21 protein-coding genes, 1 tRNA gene and 1 pseudogene are annotated in these 19,078 nt (G+C 65.1%); 7 read left to right on the top strand and 16 right to left on the bottom strand.

Annotated features, from left to right (window positions below):
• Positions 1 to 78: 78 nt before the first annotated feature.
• From A3E77_RS00115 to eno, 5 genes are all read right to left on the bottom strand, one after another.
• The gene (locus tag A3E77_RS00115; protein ID WP_293642876.1) at positions 79 to 678 is read right to left on the bottom strand and encodes a hypothetical protein; all 600 of its coding nucleotides are present in this window, start codon (positions 676 to 678) and stop codon (positions 79 to 81) included.
• Between the two features lie 28 nt (positions 679 to 706).
• Positions 707 to 2,086, bottom strand: coding sequence for a pyruvate dehydrogenase complex E1 component subunit beta (locus A3E77_RS00110; RefSeq protein ID WP_293642875.1), 1,380 nt, complete (start codon positions 2,084 to 2,086; stop codon positions 707 to 709).
• Position 2,087: 1 nt separating this feature from the next.
• Complete coding sequence (pdhA, locus tag A3E77_RS00105) at positions 2,088 to 3,158, bottom strand: pyruvate dehydrogenase (acetyl-transferring) E1 component subunit alpha (protein ID WP_293642874.1); 1,071 nt, start codon at positions 3,156 to 3,158, stop codon at positions 2,088 to 2,090.
• 165 nt (positions 3,159 to 3,323) lie between these two features.
• Positions 3,324 to 3,647, bottom strand: coding sequence for an FtsB family cell division protein (locus tag A3E77_RS00100; protein ID WP_293642873.1), 324 nt, complete (start codon positions 3,645 to 3,647; stop codon positions 3,324 to 3,326).
• Positions 3,648 to 3,716: 69 nt separating this feature from the next.
• The gene (gene eno / locus A3E77_RS00095) at positions 3,717 to 4,991 is read right to left on the bottom strand and encodes a phosphopyruvate hydratase (protein WP_293642872.1); all 1,275 of its coding nucleotides are present in this window, start codon (positions 4,989 to 4,991) and stop codon (positions 3,717 to 3,719) included.
• 205 nt (positions 4,992 to 5,196) lie between these two features.
• Here eno and A3E77_RS00090 point away from each other — a divergent pair, with 205 nt between their 5' ends.
• The 5 genes from A3E77_RS00090 (at position 5,197) to A3E77_RS00070 (ending at position 7,265) form a co-directional block, all read left to right on the top strand.
• On the top strand, positions 5,197 to 5,745 hold the full coding sequence (locus A3E77_RS00090; RefSeq protein WP_293642871.1) for a hypothetical protein: 549 nt from the start codon (positions 5,197 to 5,199) through the stop codon (positions 5,743 to 5,745).
• Between the two features lie 7 nt (positions 5,746 to 5,752).
• A complete protein-coding gene (locus A3E77_RS00085; protein WP_293642870.1) occupies positions 5,753 to 6,217 on the top strand; it encodes a phage holin family protein in 465 nt (154 codons plus the stop codon).
• Positions 6,201 to 6,593: a hypothetical protein gene (locus A3E77_RS00080; RefSeq protein WP_293642869.1), complete on the top strand. Its 393-nt coding sequence runs from the start codon at positions 6,201 to 6,203 to the stop codon at positions 6,591 to 6,593. Before A3E77_RS00085 ends, A3E77_RS00080 begins: the two co-directional genes overlap by 17 nt.
• Positions 6,577 to 6,951 (top strand): hypothetical protein, encoded by a 375-nt coding sequence (locus A3E77_RS00075; protein WP_293642868.1) that lies wholly within the window; start codon positions 6,577 to 6,579, stop codon positions 6,949 to 6,951. Before A3E77_RS00080 ends, A3E77_RS00075 begins: the two co-directional genes overlap by 17 nt.
• A gap of 98 nt (positions 6,952 to 7,049) precedes the next feature.
• On the top strand, positions 7,050 to 7,265 hold the full coding sequence (locus A3E77_RS00070; RefSeq protein ID WP_293642867.1) for a DUF4170 domain-containing protein: 216 nt from the start codon (positions 7,050 to 7,052) through the stop codon (positions 7,263 to 7,265).
• 113 nt (positions 7,266 to 7,378) lie between these two features.
• Here A3E77_RS00070 and A3E77_RS00065 read toward each other — a convergent pair whose 3' ends face one another.
• The 3 genes from A3E77_RS00065 to A3E77_RS00055 form a co-directional block, all read right to left on the bottom strand.
• Positions 7,379 to 7,657 (bottom strand): ETC complex I subunit, encoded by a 279-nt coding sequence (locus A3E77_RS00065; RefSeq protein WP_293642866.1) that lies wholly within the window; start codon positions 7,655 to 7,657, stop codon positions 7,379 to 7,381.
• A gap of 69 nt (positions 7,658 to 7,726) precedes the next feature.
• The gene (hrpB, locus tag A3E77_RS00060) at positions 7,727 to 10,192 is read right to left on the bottom strand and encodes an ATP-dependent helicase HrpB (protein WP_293642865.1); all 2,466 of its coding nucleotides are present in this window, start codon (positions 10,190 to 10,192) and stop codon (positions 7,727 to 7,729) included.
• Positions 10,193 to 10,217: 25 nt separating this feature from the next.
• Entirely contained in the window at positions 10,218 to 11,231 is a 1,014-nt protein-coding gene (locus A3E77_RS00055; RefSeq protein WP_293642864.1) for a polyprenyl synthetase family protein, read from the bottom strand.
• A 108-nt stretch (positions 11,232 to 11,339) separates the two neighbouring features.
• On the opposite strand from A3E77_RS00055, the gene A3E77_RS00050 reads away from it, so the two are divergent.
• Positions 11,340 to 11,627 carry a chorismate mutase gene (locus A3E77_RS00050; protein WP_293642863.1) on the top strand — a complete coding sequence of 96 codons (288 nt, stop codon included), beginning with the start codon at positions 11,340 to 11,342 and terminating at the stop codon, positions 11,625 to 11,627.
• On the top strand, positions 11,624 to 12,313 hold the full coding sequence (locus A3E77_RS00045) for a glutathione S-transferase N-terminal domain-containing protein (RefSeq protein WP_293642862.1): 690 nt from the start codon (positions 11,624 to 11,626) through the stop codon (positions 12,311 to 12,313). Before A3E77_RS00050 ends, A3E77_RS00045 begins: the two co-directional genes overlap by 4 nt.
• 226 nt (positions 12,314 to 12,539) lie before the next feature.
• Here the strand turns inward: A3E77_RS00045 and A3E77_RS00040 are convergent, their stop codons facing one another.
• The 8 genes and pseudogenes from A3E77_RS00040 to A3E77_RS00005 form a co-directional block, all read right to left on the bottom strand.
• A complete protein-coding gene (locus tag A3E77_RS00040; RefSeq protein WP_366652603.1) occupies positions 12,540 to 13,844 on the bottom strand; it encodes a sensor histidine kinase in 1,305 nt (434 codons plus the stop codon).
• Between the two features lie 113 nt (positions 13,845 to 13,957).
• The gene (locus A3E77_RS00035; protein WP_293642860.1) at positions 13,958 to 14,623 is read right to left on the bottom strand and encodes a response regulator transcription factor; all 666 of its coding nucleotides are present in this window, start codon (positions 14,621 to 14,623) and stop codon (positions 13,958 to 13,960) included.
• A gap of 115 nt (positions 14,624 to 14,738) precedes the next feature.
• Complete coding sequence (locus A3E77_RS00030; protein ID WP_293642859.1) at positions 14,739 to 15,047, bottom strand: hypothetical protein; 309 nt, start codon at positions 15,045 to 15,047, stop codon at positions 14,739 to 14,741.
• 100 nt (positions 15,048 to 15,147) lie between these two features.
• A tRNA-Val gene (locus tag A3E77_RS00025) sits at positions 15,148 to 15,222 on the bottom strand.
• Positions 15,223 to 15,383: 161 nt separating this feature from the next.
• Complete coding sequence (locus A3E77_RS00020; protein WP_037510426.1) at positions 15,384 to 15,656, bottom strand: HU family DNA-binding protein; 273 nt, start codon at positions 15,654 to 15,656, stop codon at positions 15,384 to 15,386.
• 173 nt (positions 15,657 to 15,829) lie between these two features.
• A complete protein-coding gene (gene lon, locus A3E77_RS00015) occupies positions 15,830 to 18,226 on the bottom strand; it encodes an endopeptidase La (protein ID WP_293642858.1) in 2,397 nt (798 codons plus the stop codon).
• A 124-nt stretch (positions 18,227 to 18,350) separates the two neighbouring features.
• Positions 18,351 to 18,686 (bottom strand): YbaB/EbfC family nucleoid-associated protein, encoded by a 336-nt coding sequence (locus A3E77_RS00010; RefSeq protein ID WP_293642857.1) that lies wholly within the window; start codon positions 18,684 to 18,686, stop codon positions 18,351 to 18,353.
• Positions 18,683 to 19,078: pseudogene (locus A3E77_RS00005) on the bottom strand (DNA polymerase III subunit gamma/tau); the annotation flags it as partial. The gene A3E77_RS00010 and the pseudogene A3E77_RS00005, both read right to left, overlap by 4 nt.

Genomic DNA, 19,078 nt, shown 5'->3' with positions numbered 1-19,078 from the left:
GTCCCCTGCGACCCCGTTTATTCTGAGCAAGATAGATGCTCGGGCGGGCCATTTCCACCCCCGCACGCGTTTTAATCGTCAGCGGCCGAAAAGGCCGATGCGCAGCAGGAGCAGGCCTTCGCTGCGCAGGTCCCGCTCGCCGTCGCGGCGGGCGATCGCCGCGGCCCAGCGGTCGAGCATCAGGAGCGACCGATTTCCGGCGAAAAGGGCGCGGGGCGGAGGCGCGCTGGATTTGGCGCGGCCAAGCAAGGTTCGCGCGGCGCTTTCGCCCACATCGACCCCGGCACCCCACAGTAGACCCCAGCGCCTTCCACCTGCCGCATCGCCCCCCGACAGCGCGAAAAGCGCCGCGCCAAAGCTTTCCGCCGCGGCATATTTTCCCTCGGCGGTTTCCGCGAGCAGCACCGCTTCGGCGCCATCGACCAGCGCATCGAGCCCGCCCTGCCCCGCCCAGGTCGCTTGAAGCTCGGCCAGCAGCGGTTCGCCCTTTGGCAGTGCGCCGGGATCGCTTGCGATCATCGCGGCCATGTCGCGCCACCAGGCGAGCTTGATCTGGCCGATCAGCGGCTCGCGCGCGTCGATGAGGAGCTTGGTCAGCCGTGCCGCCAATCCCCAGAGCGCCGACATCGCGGCGCGCCGCGCGTGCGGAACGGAGACCAGCACGCGCGGATCGCGCATATCGGGATAGAAAACCGTCTCTTGATCGTCAGGCGCGATTGCGGACCGCCTTCACGGCTGCAACCACACGCGCCGTATCGACCAGCGCCGCCTTTTCGAGATTGGCGGCATAGGGTAACGGCACATCCTCGTTGCACACGCGCATCACCGGCGCGTCGAGATCGTCAAAGCCCTGCTCCATCGCGACCATCGCCAGTTCGCTGGCGATCGAACAGACCGGCCAGCCTTCCTCGACGACGACCAGATGGTTGGTCTTTTTCAGGCTGGCGAGCACCGTCGCGGTGTCGAGCGGGCGCAGCGTGCGCAGGTCGATCACCTCGGCGTCGATCCCCTCGCCCGCAAGTTGATCGGCGGCTTCGAGCGCAAGTCCCACGCCGATCGAATAGCTGACGATCGTCACGTCGCTGCCCGTCCGCATCACGCGCGCCTTGCCGATCGGCAAGACATGGTCGGCAAGGTCGGGCACATCGAAGCTGCGACCGTAAAGCAATTCGTTTTCGAGGAAGACGACAGGGTCTTCGGTGCGGATCGCGGCCTTCATCAATCCCTTGGCATCGGCCGCGTCATAGGGCGCGATCACGATCAGGCCGGGGACGCTGGCATACCAGGGCGCAAAATTCTGGCTGTGCTGCGCACCGACGCGCGCGGCGGCGCCGTTCGGGCCGCGGAACACGATCGGGCAGCGCATCTGGCCGCCCGACATATAATTGGTCTTCGCCGCCGAGTTGATGATGTGGTCGATCGCCTGCATCGCGAAGTTGAACGTCATGAATTCGATGATCGGCTTGAGCCCGCCCATCGCGGCCCCGGCGCCCAGACCGGCGAAACCATATTCGGTGATCGGCGTATCGACGACGCGCTGTGCGCCAAACTCTTCGAGCAGCCCCTGCGTGACCTTATACGCGCCCTGATATTCGGCGACTTCCTCGCCCATCACAAAGACGCGGTCGTCGGCGCGCATTTCCTCGGCCATCGCATCGCGCAGCGCTTCGCGGACCGTCAGGCGGACCATTGTGGTGCCTTCGGGAATCGCGGGGTCCGATGCGCGCTCGGCTGCGGCCGGAGCGGCAGCGGGCGCCGGTGCTGGTGTCGGTGCCGGTGTCGGTGCTTCTGCCTTCGGCTCGGCTGCCGCGGCGGGAGCGGGCGCCGCTGCGGCCGCTTCTTCCCCCTCGCCCGTGATCGTCGCGATCACAGTGCCGACCTTCACATTGTCGGTGCCTTCGGCGACCAGGATCTGGCCGATCGTGCCTTCGTCGATCGCCTCGAACTCCATCGTCGCCTTGTCGGTCTCGATCTCGGCCAGGATGTCGCCCGACTTCACCGTGTCGCCCTCCTTGACGAGCCACTTGGCGAGCGTGCCTTCTTCCATCGTCGGCGACAGCGCCGGCATCTTCAATTCGACGGCCATCTCAATATTGCTCCACCAACACGTCGGTATACAGGTCATGCAGTTCGGGTTCGGGCGCGCTTTCCGCAAAATCCGCGGACTCGGCAACGACCTGACGGATTTCCTTGTCGATGTCCTTGATCTTGTCCTCGCTGATCCCGGCGTCCTGCATCAGTTTCTTCAGATGTTCGATCGCGTCGCTCTTGTCGCGCACCGCCTGCACTTCCTCGCGGCTGCGATATTTGGCGGGGTCGGACATCGAATGGCCGCGGTAGCGATAGGTTTTGAGCTCCATCAGCACCGGCCCCTTGCCCGCGCGCACCCATTCGAGCGCGGCTTCGGCGGCGCCGCGCACCGCAAGCACGTCCATGCCGTCGACCTGCATTCCGGGGATGCGAAAGCTTTCGCCGCGACGATAGAGCTGATCCTCGGCCGACGAGCGATTGACGCTGGTGCCCATCGCATATTGGTTGTTCTCGATCACAAAGATGATCGGCAGCTTCCACAGCTCGGCCATGTTGAAGCTTTCATAGACCTGGCCCTGGTTCGATGCGCCGTCACCGAAATAGGCCATCGCCACCCCGCCGTCGCCGCGATATTTGTGGGCAAAGGCGAGTCCCGTACCGAGCGACACCTGCGCACCGACAATGCCGTGGCCGCCATAGAATTTATGCTCGACGCTGAACATGTGCATCGACCCGCCCTTGCCGCGCGAAATCCCCGCGGCGCGGCCGGTCAGTTCGGCCATGATCACCTTGGGATCGATGCCGTAAGCGAGCATATGCCCATGGTCGCGGTATCCGGTGATGACGCTGTCCTTGTCGCCATCCAGCGCCGACTGGAGGCCCACCGCCACGGCTTCCTGGCCGATATAAAGATGGCAAAAGCCCCCGATCAGGCCGAGGCCGTAAAGCTGCCCTGCCTTTTCCTCGAAACGGCGGATCAGCAGCATTTCGCGATAGAATTTTTCCAGCTCGTCCGGCGTCGCGTCATAGGGAACGGGATCGCGCGGCCCTTCGCGATTGGTCGCGGCGGCCGGTGTGGATGCAGTCTTTTTCGGCGCGGCGGAGGCGCGCGCGGGTGCTTTAGCCAAGACGGGTTCCTTTGCATTTAGCCGTTACGGCAAGGCACCCTATAGGAGAGCCGCGCCGCACTTGGCAACGCCCACCATCGGCGGTGCCACGGCTAACTTACGTATGCAGCAATTGGCTTCGCTCGTTCGTCGGCGGCTGCGTGGGCGGCCATGACGAAAGGCGGGTTATTTCGCCGCCGGTTCCATCGGAATGATCACCTCGTCGGGGTGATAGGCGCCCAGCTTCTCGCGCACATATTCCTCGGCCAGGTCGGGATCGACGCGGCGACGGTCGAGCAAGTTGACGCGATTCTGAAGCTCCCGCTCCTTCTTCGCCAGTTCGCTCAGCACGACGCGCTTTTTTTCGACCGACTGGCCGTATTCGCCCCAGGCATACAGGCCGGTCGGACCGAAAATCGCATAGCCAAGCATCGCCAGCACCGCGATCACGGCGAGCGCCGGGCCGGTGGCCCGGCTCATCGATTTGCGAAATTTATGGCGCTGCGTCATTCCGGCCCTTGAATCAGAGTTGATTCATGGCGTCAAGCCGTCAGCGCCCAGTTTTCCGCAGCTTTGCGATCAGCCGAAAATCGACGCACCCGGATAGCGCGCCATGTCGCCGAGTTCTTCCTCGATACGGATCAGCTGGTTGTATTTCGCCAGCCGGTCCGACCGTGCCAGGCTGCCGGTCTTGATCTGGCCGCAGTTGGTCGCGACCGCGAGGTCGGCGATCGTCGAATCCTCGGTCTCGCCCGAACGGTGGGACATCACGGCGGTGTAGCGCGCGCGGTGCGCCATATCGACCGCGTCCAGCGTTTCGGACAGCGTGCCGATCTGGTTGACCTTGACGAGCAGCGAGTTGGCGAGGCCGTCCTTGATCCCCTGTTCGAGGCGCAGCGGATTGGTGACGAACAGGTCGTCGCCGACAAGCTGGCACTTGTCGCCGATCAGGTCGGTGAGCGCTTTCCAGCCCACGAAATCGTCTTCGCCCATCCCGTCCTCGATCGACAGAATCGGGTAATCCTTGACGAGCGCGGCGAGATATTCGGCCATCTGTTCGGGGCTGAGCGACAGACCTTCGCCGCTGATCTCATATTTGCCGTTCTTGAAGAATTCGGTCGCGGCGCAATCGAGCGCGAGCACGACGTCGGTGCCGAGCTTGAAACCCGCCTGATCGACCGACGCCGCGATGAAGTCGAGCGCGGCGCGGGTCGAGGCGAGGTTCGGGGCGAAGCCGCCTTCGTCGCCGACCGCGGTCGCGAGGCCCTTGGCGGAGAGGCCTTTCTTCAGCGTGTGGAAAATCTCGCTGCCCCAGCGCACGGCTTCGGCGATGCTGCCGGCGCCGACGGGCATGATCATGAATTCCTGCACGTCGATCGGGTTGTCGGCATGTTCGCCGCCGTTGATGATGTTCATCATCGGCACGGGAAGGGTGCGTGCCGAGACGCCGCCGACATAACGGTAAAGCGGCAGACCGCGCGCGTCGGCGGCGGCTTTCGCAGCGGCAAGGCTGACGCCGAGGATCGCGTTGGCGCCCAGGCGGCTCTTGTTCGGGGTGCCGTCAAGGTCGATCATCGCCATGTCGAGTTCGCGCTGATCCTCGGCATCAAGACCGATCAGCGCCTCGGCGATGTCGCCGTTGACCGCAGCGACCGCCTTGATCACGCCCTTGCCCAGATAGCGGCTCTTGTCGCCATCGCGCAGTTCGACCGCTTCATGCGCGCCGGTCGAGGCGCCCGACGGCACCGCGGCGCGGCCGAAGCTGCCGTCTTCGAGCAGGACATCGACTTCGACGGTCGGATTGCCACGGCTGTCGAGGATTTCGCGGCCGTGGATATCGATGATGGCGGTCATGGATTTTGTCCTGCTGAAGCCCTGTCGGCAGGGCGGTAGGGAAAGGCGCCCGCCTGTTATCGGCAGGGTGCCCTTAGTGCAACCGCTGCATAGGAATTTTGCTCGCCTATGGAACCATTCGGCCCGCCTTGCTATATATTCACGTAGGACCAAAGGGGATGTTCGCCAACGCGGCGCCCGACAAAAGAAGAAGAGGACAGTGCCGATGGCTAAAGCCGCTACCCCTGCGACGAAGAAAGTTGCCGCTCCCCGTCCCAAGGCGCCCGCAAAGGCCGCCGCCACCAAGGCTGCGCCCGCGCGCAAGCCCGCGACCGTGAAGGCCGCCGCCAAGGATCATCCGATCCGCGACCAGCTCGCCGCCACGCGCGATACCATCAAGTCCGAAGCCTCGAAAAAGGCCGCCTCGTTGAAGGACGAAGCAACGACGCTGAAGAACCAGGCCTCTGCCAAGGCACGCGACGCCGCGACCAAGGGCAAGGACAAGGCCGCCGAAGCCGTCGGCAGCCTCGCCAAGCTGCTTGAGGACAGCGCCGGCACCGTCGATACCAAGTTCGGCAAGCAATATGGCGATTATGCCCGTTCGGCGGCAACGACCGTTGCCGGTCTCGCGACGTCGCTCGACAAGAAGGATCTCGACGAGCTTGCCGCCTCGACCCGCGACATGGTCAAGAAGAACCCGGCGATCGCGGTCGGCGCCGCCACGGTGATCGGTTTCGTGCTCGCCCGTATGCTCAAAGGCAGCTCGAACGATTGACCGGACCTTGCCATCTGCCGATCCGAACACCCCGCCGACGCCCGACGCGCGCAGCTTTGACGGAGTAAGTCACGGCTACGCGCCCGACGGGCGCTCGGCTGGCCCGCCGCCCGAGCCGCTGTCCCGGATCGTCGGCGATGTCGTCGATAATTTTTCAGCGACCGCAAAGGCCGAACTGGCGTTGCTCGAAGCGCGGAGCGAACTGGCGCTTCATGGTGCAAGCCGCGCGGCCATCTGGGGCGGCGTCGCGGCGACCGCCGCGGGTGTCGCGCTGCTGGCGCTGGCATTCGGGGCGATATTGGTGCTCTCGCCGCATATCGGTCCGTTGCTGGCGACGATCGTGGTCGTTGCGGTTTTGCTAGCCATCGCGGCGGTCGCCGCGTGGCGCGCGCAGTTGGGTTATGGCGATATCCGCACCGCGCTGCGCAGTGACCTTACCAACGAGGGGTTGGACGATGCCGCGGACGCGTAACCGCCTGATCGCCGCGGCGCGCCGGTCGATGCTCCAGCGCGCCGAACTTCACCGGCGGCTCGACGTGGCGCGCGCGGCGCTGAAACCCGGCGCGCTGGTCGATCGCGGCAAATACCGCATCGGTGAAAAGCTCGACGACACCGCCTATGCAGTGCAGGAGCAGTTCCGCGCCAATAAATTGCCGATCGCGCTTGCCGCTGCGGCTGGCCTCGCCTGGCTGATGCGCGAACCGATCAAGCAATATGCGCCCAAGCTGGTGAACCGCATTCAGGACCTGGCGACCGACGTCGCCGATCATTTTCGCACCGCCGACGACGCGGCGAACGAAGATGAAATCGACACTTTGGAGGAAGAAGAAAATGAAGCCGTTCGGTGAAACCGCCCGCGAAACGCGTGCAAAAGCGAGTGAACTTGCAGAGAAAACCGCCGAAAATGCTCGCCTGACCGCCGAAGCGGCAAAAGCGCGTATCCAGGACGGTTATGGCCGTGCGCGCGCCGCGACCGAAGATTTCGCAGCCAAGGCCAGCGAACAGGCTGGCGTCGCGCGCGAGGCCGCCGGCGAGGCGTATGAAAAGGGCAAGGCGCAGGCCAAGCGCGCGAACGGCAAGCTGAAAAACGCCGCCGAGAAGCAGCCGCTGGCTTTGGTCGCGGGCGCGGTTGCGATTGGCGCGCTGCTCGGTTCGCTGCTCCCGAAATCCATTTCGAGAGGTCGCAAGGACGACACCGAAGCCTGAGTCCGGCCCTGAGGGACAGCCGACTTGCTTATTTGGCCGTTGCGGAATAGGGGGCTGCGCGTCCCCTCCCCAAGACTTTTACCGGCAGGAATCCCAAGATGAGCAAGCTCCACCTGGTTTTCGGCGGACGCGTCAACGACCCGCAGGGTCTCGACTTCGTCGACCTCCACAACCTCGATGTCGTCGGGCTGTTTCCCGATTACAAATCGGCCGAAAAGGCCTGGCGAAGCGCCGCGCAGCGCACCGTCGACGATGCCGAGATGAAATATGTCGTCGTCCACCTGCACAAGCTGTTGCAGCCCGACGCGGAATGAACGCCGACGCCTGAACGGCATCGGTGGCCCCGCGAAGGCGGGCGTCCTTCACGGGCCCGCGTCTTCAGGAACTGGCGGGAGATGAGTTCCCGCCGTCGCGGGGACTCAGGCGTTCAACGAAAATTGTCGGCGTAGGCCTGGATCTTCAGCGTCCTCACGGGGGTCGGCACGACCTCGACCGCAATCCCGTTCTTCTCCGCATAAGCGACCGCCTCGTCGCGGCTGGCGAAGCCGAGGCGCAACTGGCGCTGCGTGTCGCCGCTGCCCGCCCATCCCATCAGCGGGTCGGCCTTGCGCGCTTCGGTGGGCGCAAATTCCAGCACCCAGCGCTGCGTCCCGGCGCGCCCCGACTGCATGGCATTCTTGGGCTTCTGGAAGATACGCGCTTTCATCGGGGTCGTCCTGTATAACCGGGGCCTGAGCCGCCGCCTTAGCGCCAAGCGGCGCCCGCGAAAAGAGGCCTATTGCGCATCGCGCCGCGCCTGCGCCGCTTTCGTCATCAGGGTGGGGCGCGCGTTGGCGGGATCATCGGGCCAGCTGTGTTTGGGATAACGGCCGCGCATCTCGCGCGCCACGTCATGCCAGCTGCCGCCCCAGAAACTGGCAAGATCGCGTGTTGTCTGGATCGGCCGATGCGCGGGCGAGGTCAGCGCAAGGACAAGCGGCACCGGCGGGTCGCCGATGGTAGGATGGCGCGACAGCCCGAACAGTTCCTGGACCCGCACGCTGACCGTCGGCCCGCCGTCGGCGCCATAATCGATCGGGTGGCGGCTGCCCGCGGGTGTGGCATAGTCGGCCGGCGCGTGCTTTTCGAGCAACTGGCGGGCCGGCCAATCGAGCAAGCCCGTCAGCGCATCGGCCAGCTTGCGGTCACCGATATCGCGCAGCCCCCGGCACGCGGGCAGCAGCGGTTCGAGCCAGATTTCGAGACTGTCGGCGAGCGCCGCTGTCGACAGCGTGTCGATACCGGCGAAAGACGCACGTTGGCGCAGCGCCTGCGACGCCGGTCCCCAGCCGACCAGCCCCAACCCCTTGTCGCGGACCGCCGCCATGCGCACCGCCACATCGTCGTCGGCATGTTCGCTGCGCCCGGCCTGTCCGCTCGCCAGCGCGATCGCACCGAGCCGCCGCTCGCGGCGATGATCGACCCGGTCGTTCGCGCCGTCGTACCGGCTCGCCGAATGCTGGACGATACGGTCCTCGAACAACGCCTCGACCTCGACCTGTTCGATCGGTGCAGCGGCAAGGATGCGCACGCCGGCGGCGTGCCCCTGCGCATCGGCGATTGCCAGCCATTCGCTGCCCGCGAGCGGATCGGTCGCGTCGATGCGATAGGCGCGGCCGCCGACGCTGAGATATTCGCCGCGCTGCCCCGCGCGCTGGCGCGCCACACGGTCCGGCCAGGCGGTCGCAATCCAGCCGCCGATCGAGCGCGGCCCCAGGTCGCCCGCCGCGGTCGCCAGCCTCTCACCGATCGTCGCCAGCCGCCGCGCGAGCCGCCACGCGCCTTCCGACCGATCGCCCTTTTGCCCGCGCCAGCGACCCAGCCGCGCCTCGACATCGACGCCGCGCCCGCCGAGCCCCGGTTCGGTGAGCACCACTGCGAGCCGCCCCGCCATCTCGCCCTCCCCGGCCCGCGCCGCATCGAGCAACATATGCGCCAGCGGCACCGGCAACGGGATCGCCGCAAGCGCCTTGCCATGCGCGGTGATGCGGCCGTCGTCTGTCAGCGCGCCGATTGCCTGCAATCGACCCTTCGCCTCCGAAATTGCGGCGGGCGACGGCGGATCGAGCCAGCCAAGCTGACGCGGATCGATTATGCCCCAACTGGCACAGTCGAGCACGACCGGCATCAGGTCGTTTTCGTGGATTTCGGGCGGGTCGAACGGCGGCATTCCCGCCGTCGCTGCGGCTTCCCACAATCGATAGGCGGTGCCCGGCCCCTGCCTGGCCGCACGGCCCGCGCGCTGCGTCGCCGACGCCTGGCTCGCGCGTTCGGTGACAAGGCGGGCGATTCCCGCCGCCTTGTCGAAGCGTGGGCGGCGCGACAGCCCGGCGTCGATCACGATACGCACGCCATCGATCGTCAGGCTGGTTTCAGCGATGCTCGTCGCGAGGATCAGCTTGCGCCGTCCATCGGGATCCCGGACGAGCGCCTTGCGCTGGAGCGTCGGGTCGATCTGCCCGTGCAGGCGGTGGACGACGAGCGGCAGGCGCGCATCCTCGACCGCCGCGGCGGCGCGTTCGATGTCCGCGGCGCCGGGAAGGAAGGCAAGCATATCGCCCTCGGCCCCGTCGGCGAAGACCTGCCGCACCGCGCCCAGCACCGACGCCTCCAGCCGATCCTCGGCACGGCGACCGATATGACGCAGATCCAGCGGGAAAATCTTGCCTTCACTTTTTATGACCGGCGCGTTGCCCAGCAAGGCGCCGAAACGCGCGCCATCGAGCGTGGCCGACATCGCCACCAGGCGGATATCGTCGCGCAGGCCCTGTTGCGCATCAATCGCGAGCGCCAGCGCAAAATCGCCATCGAGGCTGCGTTCGTGAACCTCGTCGAACAGCACCGCCGACACGCCTGCCAGTTCGGGGTCGGCGAGGATGCGGTTGCGGAACAGGCCTGGGGTCATCACCAACAGGCGCGTCGCCGCCGACTGCTTGCTGTCGAGCCGCGTCGCATAGCCGACCTTGCCGCCGACGGCCTCGCCCATCTCCTCGGCAATCCGTTCCGCCGCTGCGCGCGCTGCGAGCCGCCGCGGCGACAGCAACCAAACGGCCCCCTTGCACCACGGCTGGTCCAGGATGGCCGGTGCGACGCGCGTCGTCTTGCCGGCGCCCGGCGGCGCGACGACCACGGCGTTGGGTTTCAGCAGCAGCGCCGCCATGATGTCGGGCAGCACGGGATCGATCGGCAGCGAAACGGTCATCGGATCGCTCCTGCCCGGCGAAAGGTCAATAAGCGCGCGCGACCGCGAAGGCGACCGCCTCGGTCAGCGCCGATTTCGCCTGGCTGGCACGAAATCCGCCGATCGCATCGACCGCGCGCTGGCCGTAATGGCGCGCCCGCGCCAGCGTGTCGTCGATCGTGTCATGCTTGCGAAGCAGCGACGTCGCATAGGCGAGGTCCTCGTCCGACGTCTTGTGGCCCGTGATCGCCAGCTTCCAGAACTCGCGCTCCTCCGCCGATCCGCGCGCATAGGCGAGGATCACGGGCAGCGTCACCTTGCCGTCGCGAAAATCGTCACCGACGCCCTTCCCCATCGTTTCGGCATCCGAAACATAATCGATCGCATCGTCGACCAGCTGGAACGCGATCCCAAGGTTGCGGCCATAGGCGTCGAGCGCGGCTTCGGTCGCATCGTCGCGTTCGGCGACAACCGCGGCGATCTTGCACGCCGCCGCAAACAGCTCGGCGGTCTTGGCGTTGATGATCGCGAGATACTGGTCCTCGCTTGTTTCGATCCGGCGCTGCGCCGACAGCTGGTTGACCTCGCCCTCCGCGATGACCGCCGAGGCGCGGCTGAGGATCTTGAGCACCTTCAGCGACCCATCCTCGACCATCACCTCGAACGCGCGGCTGAACAGGAAATCGCCGACCAGCACCGACGCACTGTTGCCCCAGATCATGTTCGCGGTCTTGCGCCCGCGGCGCAGGTCCGATTTGTCGACGACATCGTCGTGCAGCAGGGTCGCGGTGTGGATGAATTCGACCGCGGCGGCGAGTTTGCAATGGCGGCGGCCCGGATAGTCGAGCAGCTTGCCGCAGGCGAGTGTCAGCATCGGGCGCATCCGCTTGCCCCCGCCCGCGATCAGATGCCCGGCGAGTTCGGGGATCAGCGGCACTTCGGATTGCATCCGGTCGAGGATGACTGCGTTCACCTCGTTCATATCGGCGGCGACGAGCGCCATCATCGGGTCGAGCGAGGGCGGCGTCTGGCCGTGAAGCTGGTGGATTTCGGCAGTCATAACGCGGCGAGCCTTGGCGCCGCGGTCACGATTTTGCAACGACTTTCGGCTTGCCAGCGCCCCCCGCACGGTGCCAAGCGTGCCGGGCACGAGAGGAGCCGCGCATCCATGGACGACCAACTGAGCCGCTTTCGCCAGAGCATCGACAATATCGACGCGGCGCTGGTCTATATGCTGGCCGAACGGTTCAAGGTGACCAAGGCCGTCGGCGAACTCAAGGCGCGAGAGGGCTTGCCCCCCGCCGATCCGGGCCGCGAGGAACGGCAGATCGAAAGGCTGCGAGACCTGGCGCGTGACGCCGACCTCGACCCCGACTTTACCGAGAAATTCCTGCGCTTCATTATCGACGAGGTGATCCGCCACCATCAGCAGGCGAAGCGCGAGCAAGGTGCATGATGCACCCGATCTTCGCCAGATGGCCCGCCGAACACCCCGACCGGCTCCAGCTTTTCTCCGCCCCGACGCCCAATGGCGTGAAGGTCGGGATCATGCTCGAGGAAACGGGCCTGCCCTATGAGCCGCACCGGATCGACATCATGGCGAACGAGAGCCACGACCCGGCCTTCCTCGCGCTCAACCCGAACGGCAAGATTCCCGCGATCTACGATCCCGACGGACCGGACGGCAAGCCGCTCGCGCTGTTCGAATCGGGCGCGATCCTGATCTATCTCGCGGACAAGTCGGGCCAATATCTCTCGGCCGATCCCGCGACGCGCTACGAAACGATCCAGTGGCTGATGTGGCAGATGGGCGGCGTGGGGCCGATGTTCGGCCAGCTTGGCTTCTTCCACAAATTCGCCGGCAAGGATTATGACGACAAGCGCCCGCGCGATCGCTACGCGGCCGAATCGGCACGGCTGCTGGGCGTGCTCGACGAGCGGCTGGCGGACCGCAACTGGGTGATGGGCGCCGATTACAGCATCGCCGATATTTCGCTGCTCGGCTGGGTGCGGAACCTGATCGGCTTCTACGACGCGGCACAGATCGTCGGGTTCGAGCGGTTCGGTCATGTGCAGCGCTGGCTCGATGCCGGGCTGGCGCGGCCGGGGGTGCAGCGCGGGCTGGTGGTGACCGCAGCTTAAAGCCACAAAAGCCCCGTATGCGCGACGCCAGATTATGTCCTTTGTGGCTTTAGGGGTTCGGTTCGAGAGCGGCAGGAAGCGATCGGTTGCGGACCTATCCATCCTCGTCACCCCGGACTTGATCCGGGGTCCATGACGACGGTTCAGCTATGGATCCCGGATCAAGTCCGGGATGACGAAAGCCAGCCAGCGAATGCCCGCTCTCCCCCCAAAACCGACACGGCTCCTAGCCCGCTGGCAGGCGCAATCGCACCAGCAGGCCGCCCAGATCCTCGCTCTCTTCGAGCGTGATGCCGCCGCCGTAGATTTCGGCCACGTCGCGCACGATTGCCAGACCCAGCCCCGTGCCCGGCTTGCCGCTGTCGAGCCGGACGCCGCGGTCGATGACGCGGTCGCGGTCGGCGGGCGAAATCCCGGCGCCATCATCCTCGATCAGGATTTCCGCCATATTGCCGTCGCGCTGGATCGTGACGAACACGCTGCCACCGCCATATTTCGCCGCATTTTCGAGCAGGTTGCCGACAAGTTCGTCGAGATCCTGCCGCTCGACCCGCACGACGAGCGTCTTGTCGCCCGCCGCATCGAGCCGCGCGTCGGGGTGAAGCGCCGCCACGGCGCGCAGCACGCTGCCCACGCTGTCCCACACCACGGCGCGCGCCTGCGCCGCACCGCGGCGCCCGACGGCGCGCGCGCGCGCCAGATGGTGATCGACCTGGCGCTGCATCGTCGCCGCCTCGCGCCGCACCGTTTCCGCCAGTTCCGAATCCGAACTCGTCGCGCTGTTGACGAGCACGGTCAGCGGGGTCTTGAGCGCATGCGCCAGATTGCCCGCGTGCAGCCGCGCTTCCTCCGCCTGTTTCTCGTTATGCGCCAGCAGGGCGTTCAGCTCGTCGACCATCGGCTGCACCTCCAGCGGCAGAGGCGCGGTGACGCGGCGGTGCTGCCCGCCGCGCATCGCGGCAATTGCCCGCCGGATGTGACGCAGCGGCCACAGCCCGTAAAAAGTCTGGAGCGCCGCGAGGATGATCAGGCCGAGGCCTAGCAGCGCGAGGCTGGGGATCAATGTTTGCCGCACCGCGCCGACCTGCGCATCGAGCGCCTCGCGCGATTGCGCAATCTGGTATCGCCAGCTGACCCTGCTGCCCGGCAGGATGACATTGCGTTCGAGCACGCGCAGTTCCTCGTCGGGAAACTGGTTGCTGTCATAGGTATGGATCTGGTTGTCGATGTGCGGCGTCGGCGCCTTCAGCGAGCGTTCCCACAGCGAACGCGAACGATAGGGTTCCTGATTGCCGCCGCTGATCTGCCAATAGAGGCCGCTATAGGGTTCGAGGAAACGCTGGTCGCCCAGCGGCTCGACCAGGCGCACCTCGCCGTCGGGGCCGATTTCGGACGATCGGATCATCGCAATCAGCACATATTCGAGGCTGGAATCGAAATTGCGCGTGATCGCCCCGGTCAGCACCCGATCGAGCGCGAAGCCGCCGCCGATCAGCAGGACCGATATCCACAGCGCCGCAATCGCGATCATGCGCCGCGCCAGCGAGCCGGTGATCCGGCTGGTCAGCGCGGCGGGCTTGACCGGATCGTCCGCGCCAGCGCCGTCAGCGGGCGGGATGTCCGCTTCGGCCATGCCGGATGTCCCTAACCCTGCGGATCGTCGAGCTGATAGCCAAGGCCGCGGATCGTCGTGATGATGTCGGCGCCAAGCTTTTTGCGGATCCGCGTCACGAAAACCTCGATCGTATTGGAATCGCGGTCGAAGTCCTGATCATAGATATGCTCGATCAGTTCGGTCCGCGACACGACCTTGCCCTTGTGATGGAGCAGATAGGACAGGAGTTTATATTCCTGCGCGGTCAGCTTCACCGGCTCACCGGCCAGCGTGACGCGCCCCGATCGCGTGTCGAGCCGCACCGTGCCCGCGATCAGCTCGCTCGACGCATTGCCCGCCGCGCGGCGGATCAGCGCGCGAAGCCGTGCGATCAGTTCCTCGGTCTGGAACGGCTTGGCAAGATAGTCGTCGGCACCGGCGTCGAGGCCCGCGACCTTGTCGGACCAGCTATCGCGTGCCGTCAGGACCAGCACCGGGAAATTGCGCTTTTCGCGGCGCCAGCGGTCGAGCACCGTCAGCCCGTCGATTTCGGGCAGACCGAGATCGAGGATCGCGGCGTCGTAATTTTCGGTCGAGCCAAGGAAATGCCCATCCTCGCCGTCGGTCGCGAGATCGACGGCATAACCCGCCCCCTCCAGCGTCGCCTTCAACTGCGGTCCCAGCGTGGGTTCGTCTTCGACAATCAAAATCCGCATTCAGGCGCCTTTCCGTTGCGCACCGGACAGGGCCGGTCGCATGTTTCGACTATGTATCAAGTCCGAACGATCATCGCAAAATCTCGTTGCGACGAAAGGCCGGATTACAGGAATGTCAGGGCTTGCGTCCGACGATCCGCCCGGTGCGGGCATCGACATAGACGACGACAACCTGGCTGCCGTCCATGAATTTCAGCGCATAGATCATGCGGCCCGCGTTGAACTGGGGACCGCCAAGATAGGTCATGTCGCTATAGGGCGGGCGCGACCGAATATCGGCGACCAGCCGGTTGAGCGGAATAACCTGCCCCTGCGCTGCGGCTTCGCGCAGATTATCCTGGTCGCGGTCGTTGCGCGCGGTCGCGGGGGTCGCTGCCGAGAACAGCAGGGCGGGACCGAGGAAAAGGATCAAAGTGCGGATCATGGCCGTTCTCTAACGCGAAAGCATTGAATAGGCGATGAATGGCCGGGTCAGCCCCCGTATTGGTTCCAGGCGTTCGGTTCCAGTCATGGCCGGTGGGCCATGGTGGGCGCGACAGGGATTGAACCTGTGACCCCACCCGTGTGAAGGGTGTGCTCTACCGCTGAGCTACGCGCCCGTTCCGGTGCGGACCGAAGACCCGGCGTCCGAAAGCTGGACGTCCATAGCCGTTGCGACGATGATTGCAACGGACATTTCATCGAAATTATCAGCTTATGCAAATCGGGCCGCAGCTTGCGCCACGGCCCGAGATGTTTTTACCAAAAGGTGCGGGCCAACTTAGTTGACGGCGTCCTTGAGGGCCTTGCCGGCCTTGAACTTCGGCTGGTTCGACGCCGCGATGGTCATCGTTTCGCCGGTGCGCGGGTTGCGGCCGGTCGATGCCTTGCGCTTGCTGACGGCAAAGGTGCCGAAGCCAACGAGACGGACTTCGCCGCCCTTCTTCAGCGAACCCGTGATCGCGTCGAAAACGGCTTCAACCGCCTTGCTCGCGTCACCCTTGGTCAGGCCGCTCGAGTCAGCGACGGCGGCGATCAGGTCTTGTTTGTTCATGCCTAAGGAACCCCTGCAATATGGTTGGTTTAAATGATTCTCATGGCCCGAAGCCATGGCGCGCCACTAACGATGTTTAACCCCGGCTTGTCAAAGCAAAAAAGGCCGAAAAACGCCCCAAAACGTCGATTTTGCGACGAATTTGGGGCGAATTGCCGGGAACAAGCTTCGACTCAGTGACGAATCGTCGTTTCGGGGTCGCTTCCGGGTGCCATCGGGGGGGAAGCGGCCAACTCGTCGGCTTCGGTCCATTCGATCGGCACAACCGGCGACACCAGCGCTTCGGCCAGCACCTGGTCGACATGGCTGACCGGGATAATCTTCAGCCCGCTTGTGATATTCGCCGGAATTTCAACGAGGTCCTTCTCATTCTCTTCCGGAATAAGCACCGTCTTGATGCCGCCGCGCAGCGCCGCAAGCAGCTTTTCCTTCAGGCCGCCAATGGCAAGGACGCGACCGCGCAGCGTGACTTCGCCGGTCATCGCGACATCGCGGCGCACCGCAATGCCGGTCAGCGTCGAAATCATCGCGGTGACCATGCCGACACCCGCCGACGGCCCATCCTTTGGCACCGCCCCTTCGGGAAGATGGATGTGGATGTCCTTGCGCGCGAACAGGCTGGGCTTGATGCCATAGGCGGGCGCGCGCGCCTTCACGAACGACAGCGCGGCCTGAACCGACTCGGTCATCACTTCGCCCAGCTTGCCGGTGGTGCGCACCTGGCCCTTGCCCGACGCGGTCACGGCCTCGATCGTCAGCAATTCGCCGCCGACCTCGGTCCACGCAAGGCCGGTGACGGCACCGACCTGGTCTTCCAGATCGCCCATGCCGTGACGGAATTTGCGCACGCCCGCAAATTCGGAGAGGTTTTCCGGCGTCACGACGACACTTTCCGCCTTGCCTTCCAGAATACGGCGCAGCGCCTTGCGCGCCAGGCGCGCAATCTCACGCTCAAGCGTGCGGACGCCGGCTTCGCGGGTGTAATAGCGGATAAGGTCGCGCAACCCCTCTTCGGTCAGCTCGAACTCGCCGTCTTTCAGTCCATGCGCCTCGACCTGCTTGGCGATCAGGTGCAGCTTGGCGATCTCGACCTTCTCGTCCTCGGTATAGCCTTCGAGCCGGATGATCTCCATGCGGTCGAGCAGCGGCTGCGGCAGGTTCAGCGAATTGGCCGTGGTCACGAACATCACGTCCGAAAGGTCGACATCGACCTCCAGATAATGGTCCTGGAATTTGCCATTCTGTTCGGGGTCTAGCACTTCGAGCAGCGCCGATGCCGGATCGCCGCGGAAATCCTGGCCCAGCTTGTCGATTTCGTCGAGCAGGAACAGCGGGTTCATCGTGCCGGCCTTTTTGAGGTTGGTCACGATCTTGCCCGGCAGCGAGCCGATATAGGTGCGGCGGTGGCCGCGGATTTCGGCTTCGTCGCGCACGCCGCCCAGCGACTGGCGCACAAACTCGCGGCCCGTGGCTTTCGCGATCGACCGGCCGAGCGACGTCTTCCCGACGCCCGGAGGGCCGACGAGGCACAAAATCGGACCCTTCAGCTTGTTGGTGCGCGCCTGCACCGCCAGATATTCGACGATCCGGTCCTTGACCTTTTCGAGCGCATAATGGTCGTCGTCGAGGACGGCCTGTGCCTTGGCGATGTCTTTTTTCAGCTTCGACTTCTTGCCCCACGGCAGGCCGATCAGCGTGTCGAGATAGTTGCGCACGACGGTGGCCTCGGCCGACATCGGTGCCATCGCGCGCAGCTTCTTAAGCTCGGCGTTCGCCTTGGCCTTGGCCTCCTTCGACATTTTGAGGCTGTCGATCTTGATCTGCAACTCGGCGAGATCGTCGCCGCCCTCGCCATTGTCGTTGCCGAGTTCGCGCTGGATCGCCTTCAGCTGCTCGTTCAGATAATATTCGCGCTGGCTCTTTTCCATCTGGCGCTTCACGCGGCCGCGGATCTTCTTTTCGACCTGCAGCACGCCCAGTTCGCCTTCCATGAAGGCGAACACCATTTCGAGCCGTTTCGACGGCGCATCCTCGACGAGCAGGGCCTGCTTGTCGGACACTTTGATGTTGAGATTGCCGGCAACCGAGTCCGCGAGGCGCGAAGCGTCCTCGATCTGCGACAGCTGGACCGCGGTTTCGGCCGGCATTTTCTTGTTGAGCTTGGCGTAATTTTCAAACTGGTCGACGACCGAGCGCATCAGTGCGGCGGTGTCGACGCTGTCATCGACCGTGTCGCCGATCGGCTTCACGCTCGCCATCACCGTCTTGTCTTCGTTCGTGAGCGCCAGCAGCTTGGCGCGCTCCTTGCCCTCGACCAGCACGCGGACGGTGCCGTCGGGCAGCTTGAGCAACTGAAGAACGGTCGCGATCACGCCGACATCGTACAGATCGTCGCGCTGCGGGTCGTCCTCACCCGGATCGAGCTGCGCGACGAGGAAGATTTCCTTGTCGCTTTCCATCGCGGTTTCGAGCGCGGCGACCGAACGGTCGCGGCCGACGAACAGCGGCACGATCATGTGCGGGAAAACGACGATGTCACGCAGCGGAAGAAGGGGATAAGATTGCGTCATTACGGCTCCTGGACGGGCGCCGCGACCGGGCGCGCCGTCCTTCTTTTTGGGTGGTCAACGCTAATATGGCGTAACTTCGCACGCATTCAATGTCGTTGCGCTGAACAGCGCCGCCAAAGCCCGCTCAGAACGGCAGCTTGAAACCCGGCGGCAATGGCAGGCCGCTGGTCATCCTGCCCATTTCCTCGTTGCTCGCCGCATCGGCCTTTTCCCGCGCGTCGTTGAACGCCGCGGCGAGCAGGTCTTCCAGCATCTGCTTGTCGGCGGGGACGATCAGGCTGTCGTCGATGTGGATCGCCTTGATCCGGCCCTTGGCGGTCGCGGTGATCTTGACCAACCCGCCGCCCGAAACGCCCTCGACCTCGACGCTGTCGAGCTTCGCCTGCGCCTCCTGCATCTGGGCCTGGACGGTGGCGGCGGCTTCCTGCGCCGCCTTCATCATTTCTTCGATCGATTTCATGGGTTCAACCTATGGCGATTGTCGTCGTCTTCGACAAGCCTTGCATCGGGAAAAGCCGCCAGGGCGGCCTTCACCACCGGCAGTTCGCGGATGCGCGCGTCATTGTCGGCGAGCGTCGCGGCGCGGATATTGCCAAGGCTCGGCCGTCCCTCGCCCTCGCCCGCTCGCACCTGCCAGCGACTGCCCGTCGCGGCGAGCAGCGCATCGCCCAGATCGCGCGCGAACGACGCCCCAAGCGCCGCCACCGAGGCAAAAACCAGCGTCCCGGGTTCGAGCGTGATGATCCGCAAATGGTCGTAAACATCGACAGCAAGCCGATGATTTCCCGTGCTTTCCAGCAATTGGTGGATCTGCGCCACCGTCAGCGCGGCGGTCGGCGCGTCGGGGTCGGC

Source organism: Sphingopyxis sp. RIFCSPHIGHO2_12_FULL_65_19, from assembly GCF_001830555.1.
GTDB lineage: Bacteria > Pseudomonadota > Alphaproteobacteria > Sphingomonadales > Sphingomonadaceae > Sphingopyxis.
Note: the sequence above shows the minus strand (reverse complement) of the source record. Positions and strands in the feature narration are given on the sequence as shown.

What these genes read in the sequence shown, in the direction of transcription:
- A3E77_RS00115 (WP_293642876.1), bottom strand. Translation starts at nt 678, where the DNA reads ATGCGCGATCCGCGCGTGCTGGTCTCCGTTCCGCACGCGCGGCGCGCC.
- A3E77_RS00110 (WP_293642875.1), bottom strand. Translation starts at nt 2,086, where the DNA reads ATGGCCGTCGAATTGAAGATGCCGGCGCTGTCGCCGACGATGGAAGAA.
- A3E77_RS00100 (WP_293642873.1), bottom strand. Translation starts at nt 3,647, where the DNA reads ATGACGCAGCGCCATAAATTTCGCAAATCGATGAGCCGGGCCACCGGC.
- eno (WP_293642872.1), bottom strand. Translation starts at nt 4,991, where the DNA reads ATGACCGCCATCATCGATATCCACGGCCGCGAAATCCTCGACAGCCGT.
- A3E77_RS00090 (WP_293642871.1), top strand. Translation starts at nt 5,197, where the DNA reads ATGGCTAAAGCCGCTACCCCTGCGACGAAGAAAGTTGCCGCTCCCCGT.
- A3E77_RS00080 (WP_293642869.1), top strand. Translation starts at nt 6,201, where the DNA reads ATGCCGCGGACGCGTAACCGCCTGATCGCCGCGGCGCGCCGGTCGATG.
- A3E77_RS00075 (WP_293642868.1), top strand. Translation starts at nt 6,577, where the DNA reads ATGAAGCCGTTCGGTGAAACCGCCCGCGAAACGCGTGCAAAAGCGAGT.
- A3E77_RS00070 (WP_293642867.1), top strand. Translation starts at nt 7,050, where the DNA reads ATGAGCAAGCTCCACCTGGTTTTCGGCGGACGCGTCAACGACCCGCAG.
- A3E77_RS00065 (WP_293642866.1), bottom strand. Translation starts at nt 7,657, where the DNA reads ATGAAAGCGCGTATCTTCCAGAAGCCCAAGAATGCCATGCAGTCGGGG.
- hrpB (WP_293642865.1), bottom strand. Translation starts at nt 10,192, where the DNA reads ATGACCGTTTCGCTGCCGATCGATCCCGTGCTGCCCGACATCATGGCG.
- A3E77_RS00055 (WP_293642864.1), bottom strand. Translation starts at nt 11,231, where the DNA reads ATGACTGCCGAAATCCACCAGCTTCACGGCCAGACGCCGCCCTCGCTC.
- A3E77_RS00050 (WP_293642863.1), top strand. Translation starts at nt 11,340, where the DNA reads ATGGACGACCAACTGAGCCGCTTTCGCCAGAGCATCGACAATATCGAC.
- A3E77_RS00045 (WP_293642862.1), top strand. Translation starts at nt 11,624, where the DNA reads ATGATGCACCCGATCTTCGCCAGATGGCCCGCCGAACACCCCGACCGG.
- A3E77_RS00040 (WP_366652603.1), bottom strand. Translation starts at nt 13,844, where the DNA reads ATGATCGCGATTGCGGCGCTGTGGATATCGGTCCTGCTGATCGGCGGC.
- A3E77_RS00035 (WP_293642860.1), bottom strand. Translation starts at nt 14,623, where the DNA reads ATGCGGATTTTGATTGTCGAAGACGAACCCACGCTGGGACCGCAGTTG.
- A3E77_RS00030 (WP_293642859.1), bottom strand. Translation starts at nt 15,047, where the DNA reads ATGATCCGCACTTTGATCCTTTTCCTCGGTCCCGCCCTGCTGTTCTCG.
- A3E77_RS00020 (WP_037510426.1), bottom strand. Translation starts at nt 15,656, where the DNA reads ATGAACAAACAAGACCTGATCGCCGCCGTCGCTGACTCGAGCGGCCTG.
- lon (WP_293642858.1), bottom strand. Translation starts at nt 18,226, where the DNA reads ATGACGCAATCTTATCCCCTTCTTCCGCTGCGTGACATCGTCGTTTTC.
- A3E77_RS00010 (WP_293642857.1), bottom strand. Translation starts at nt 18,686, where the DNA reads ATGAAATCGATCGAAGAAATGATGAAGGCGGCGCAGGAAGCCGCCGCC.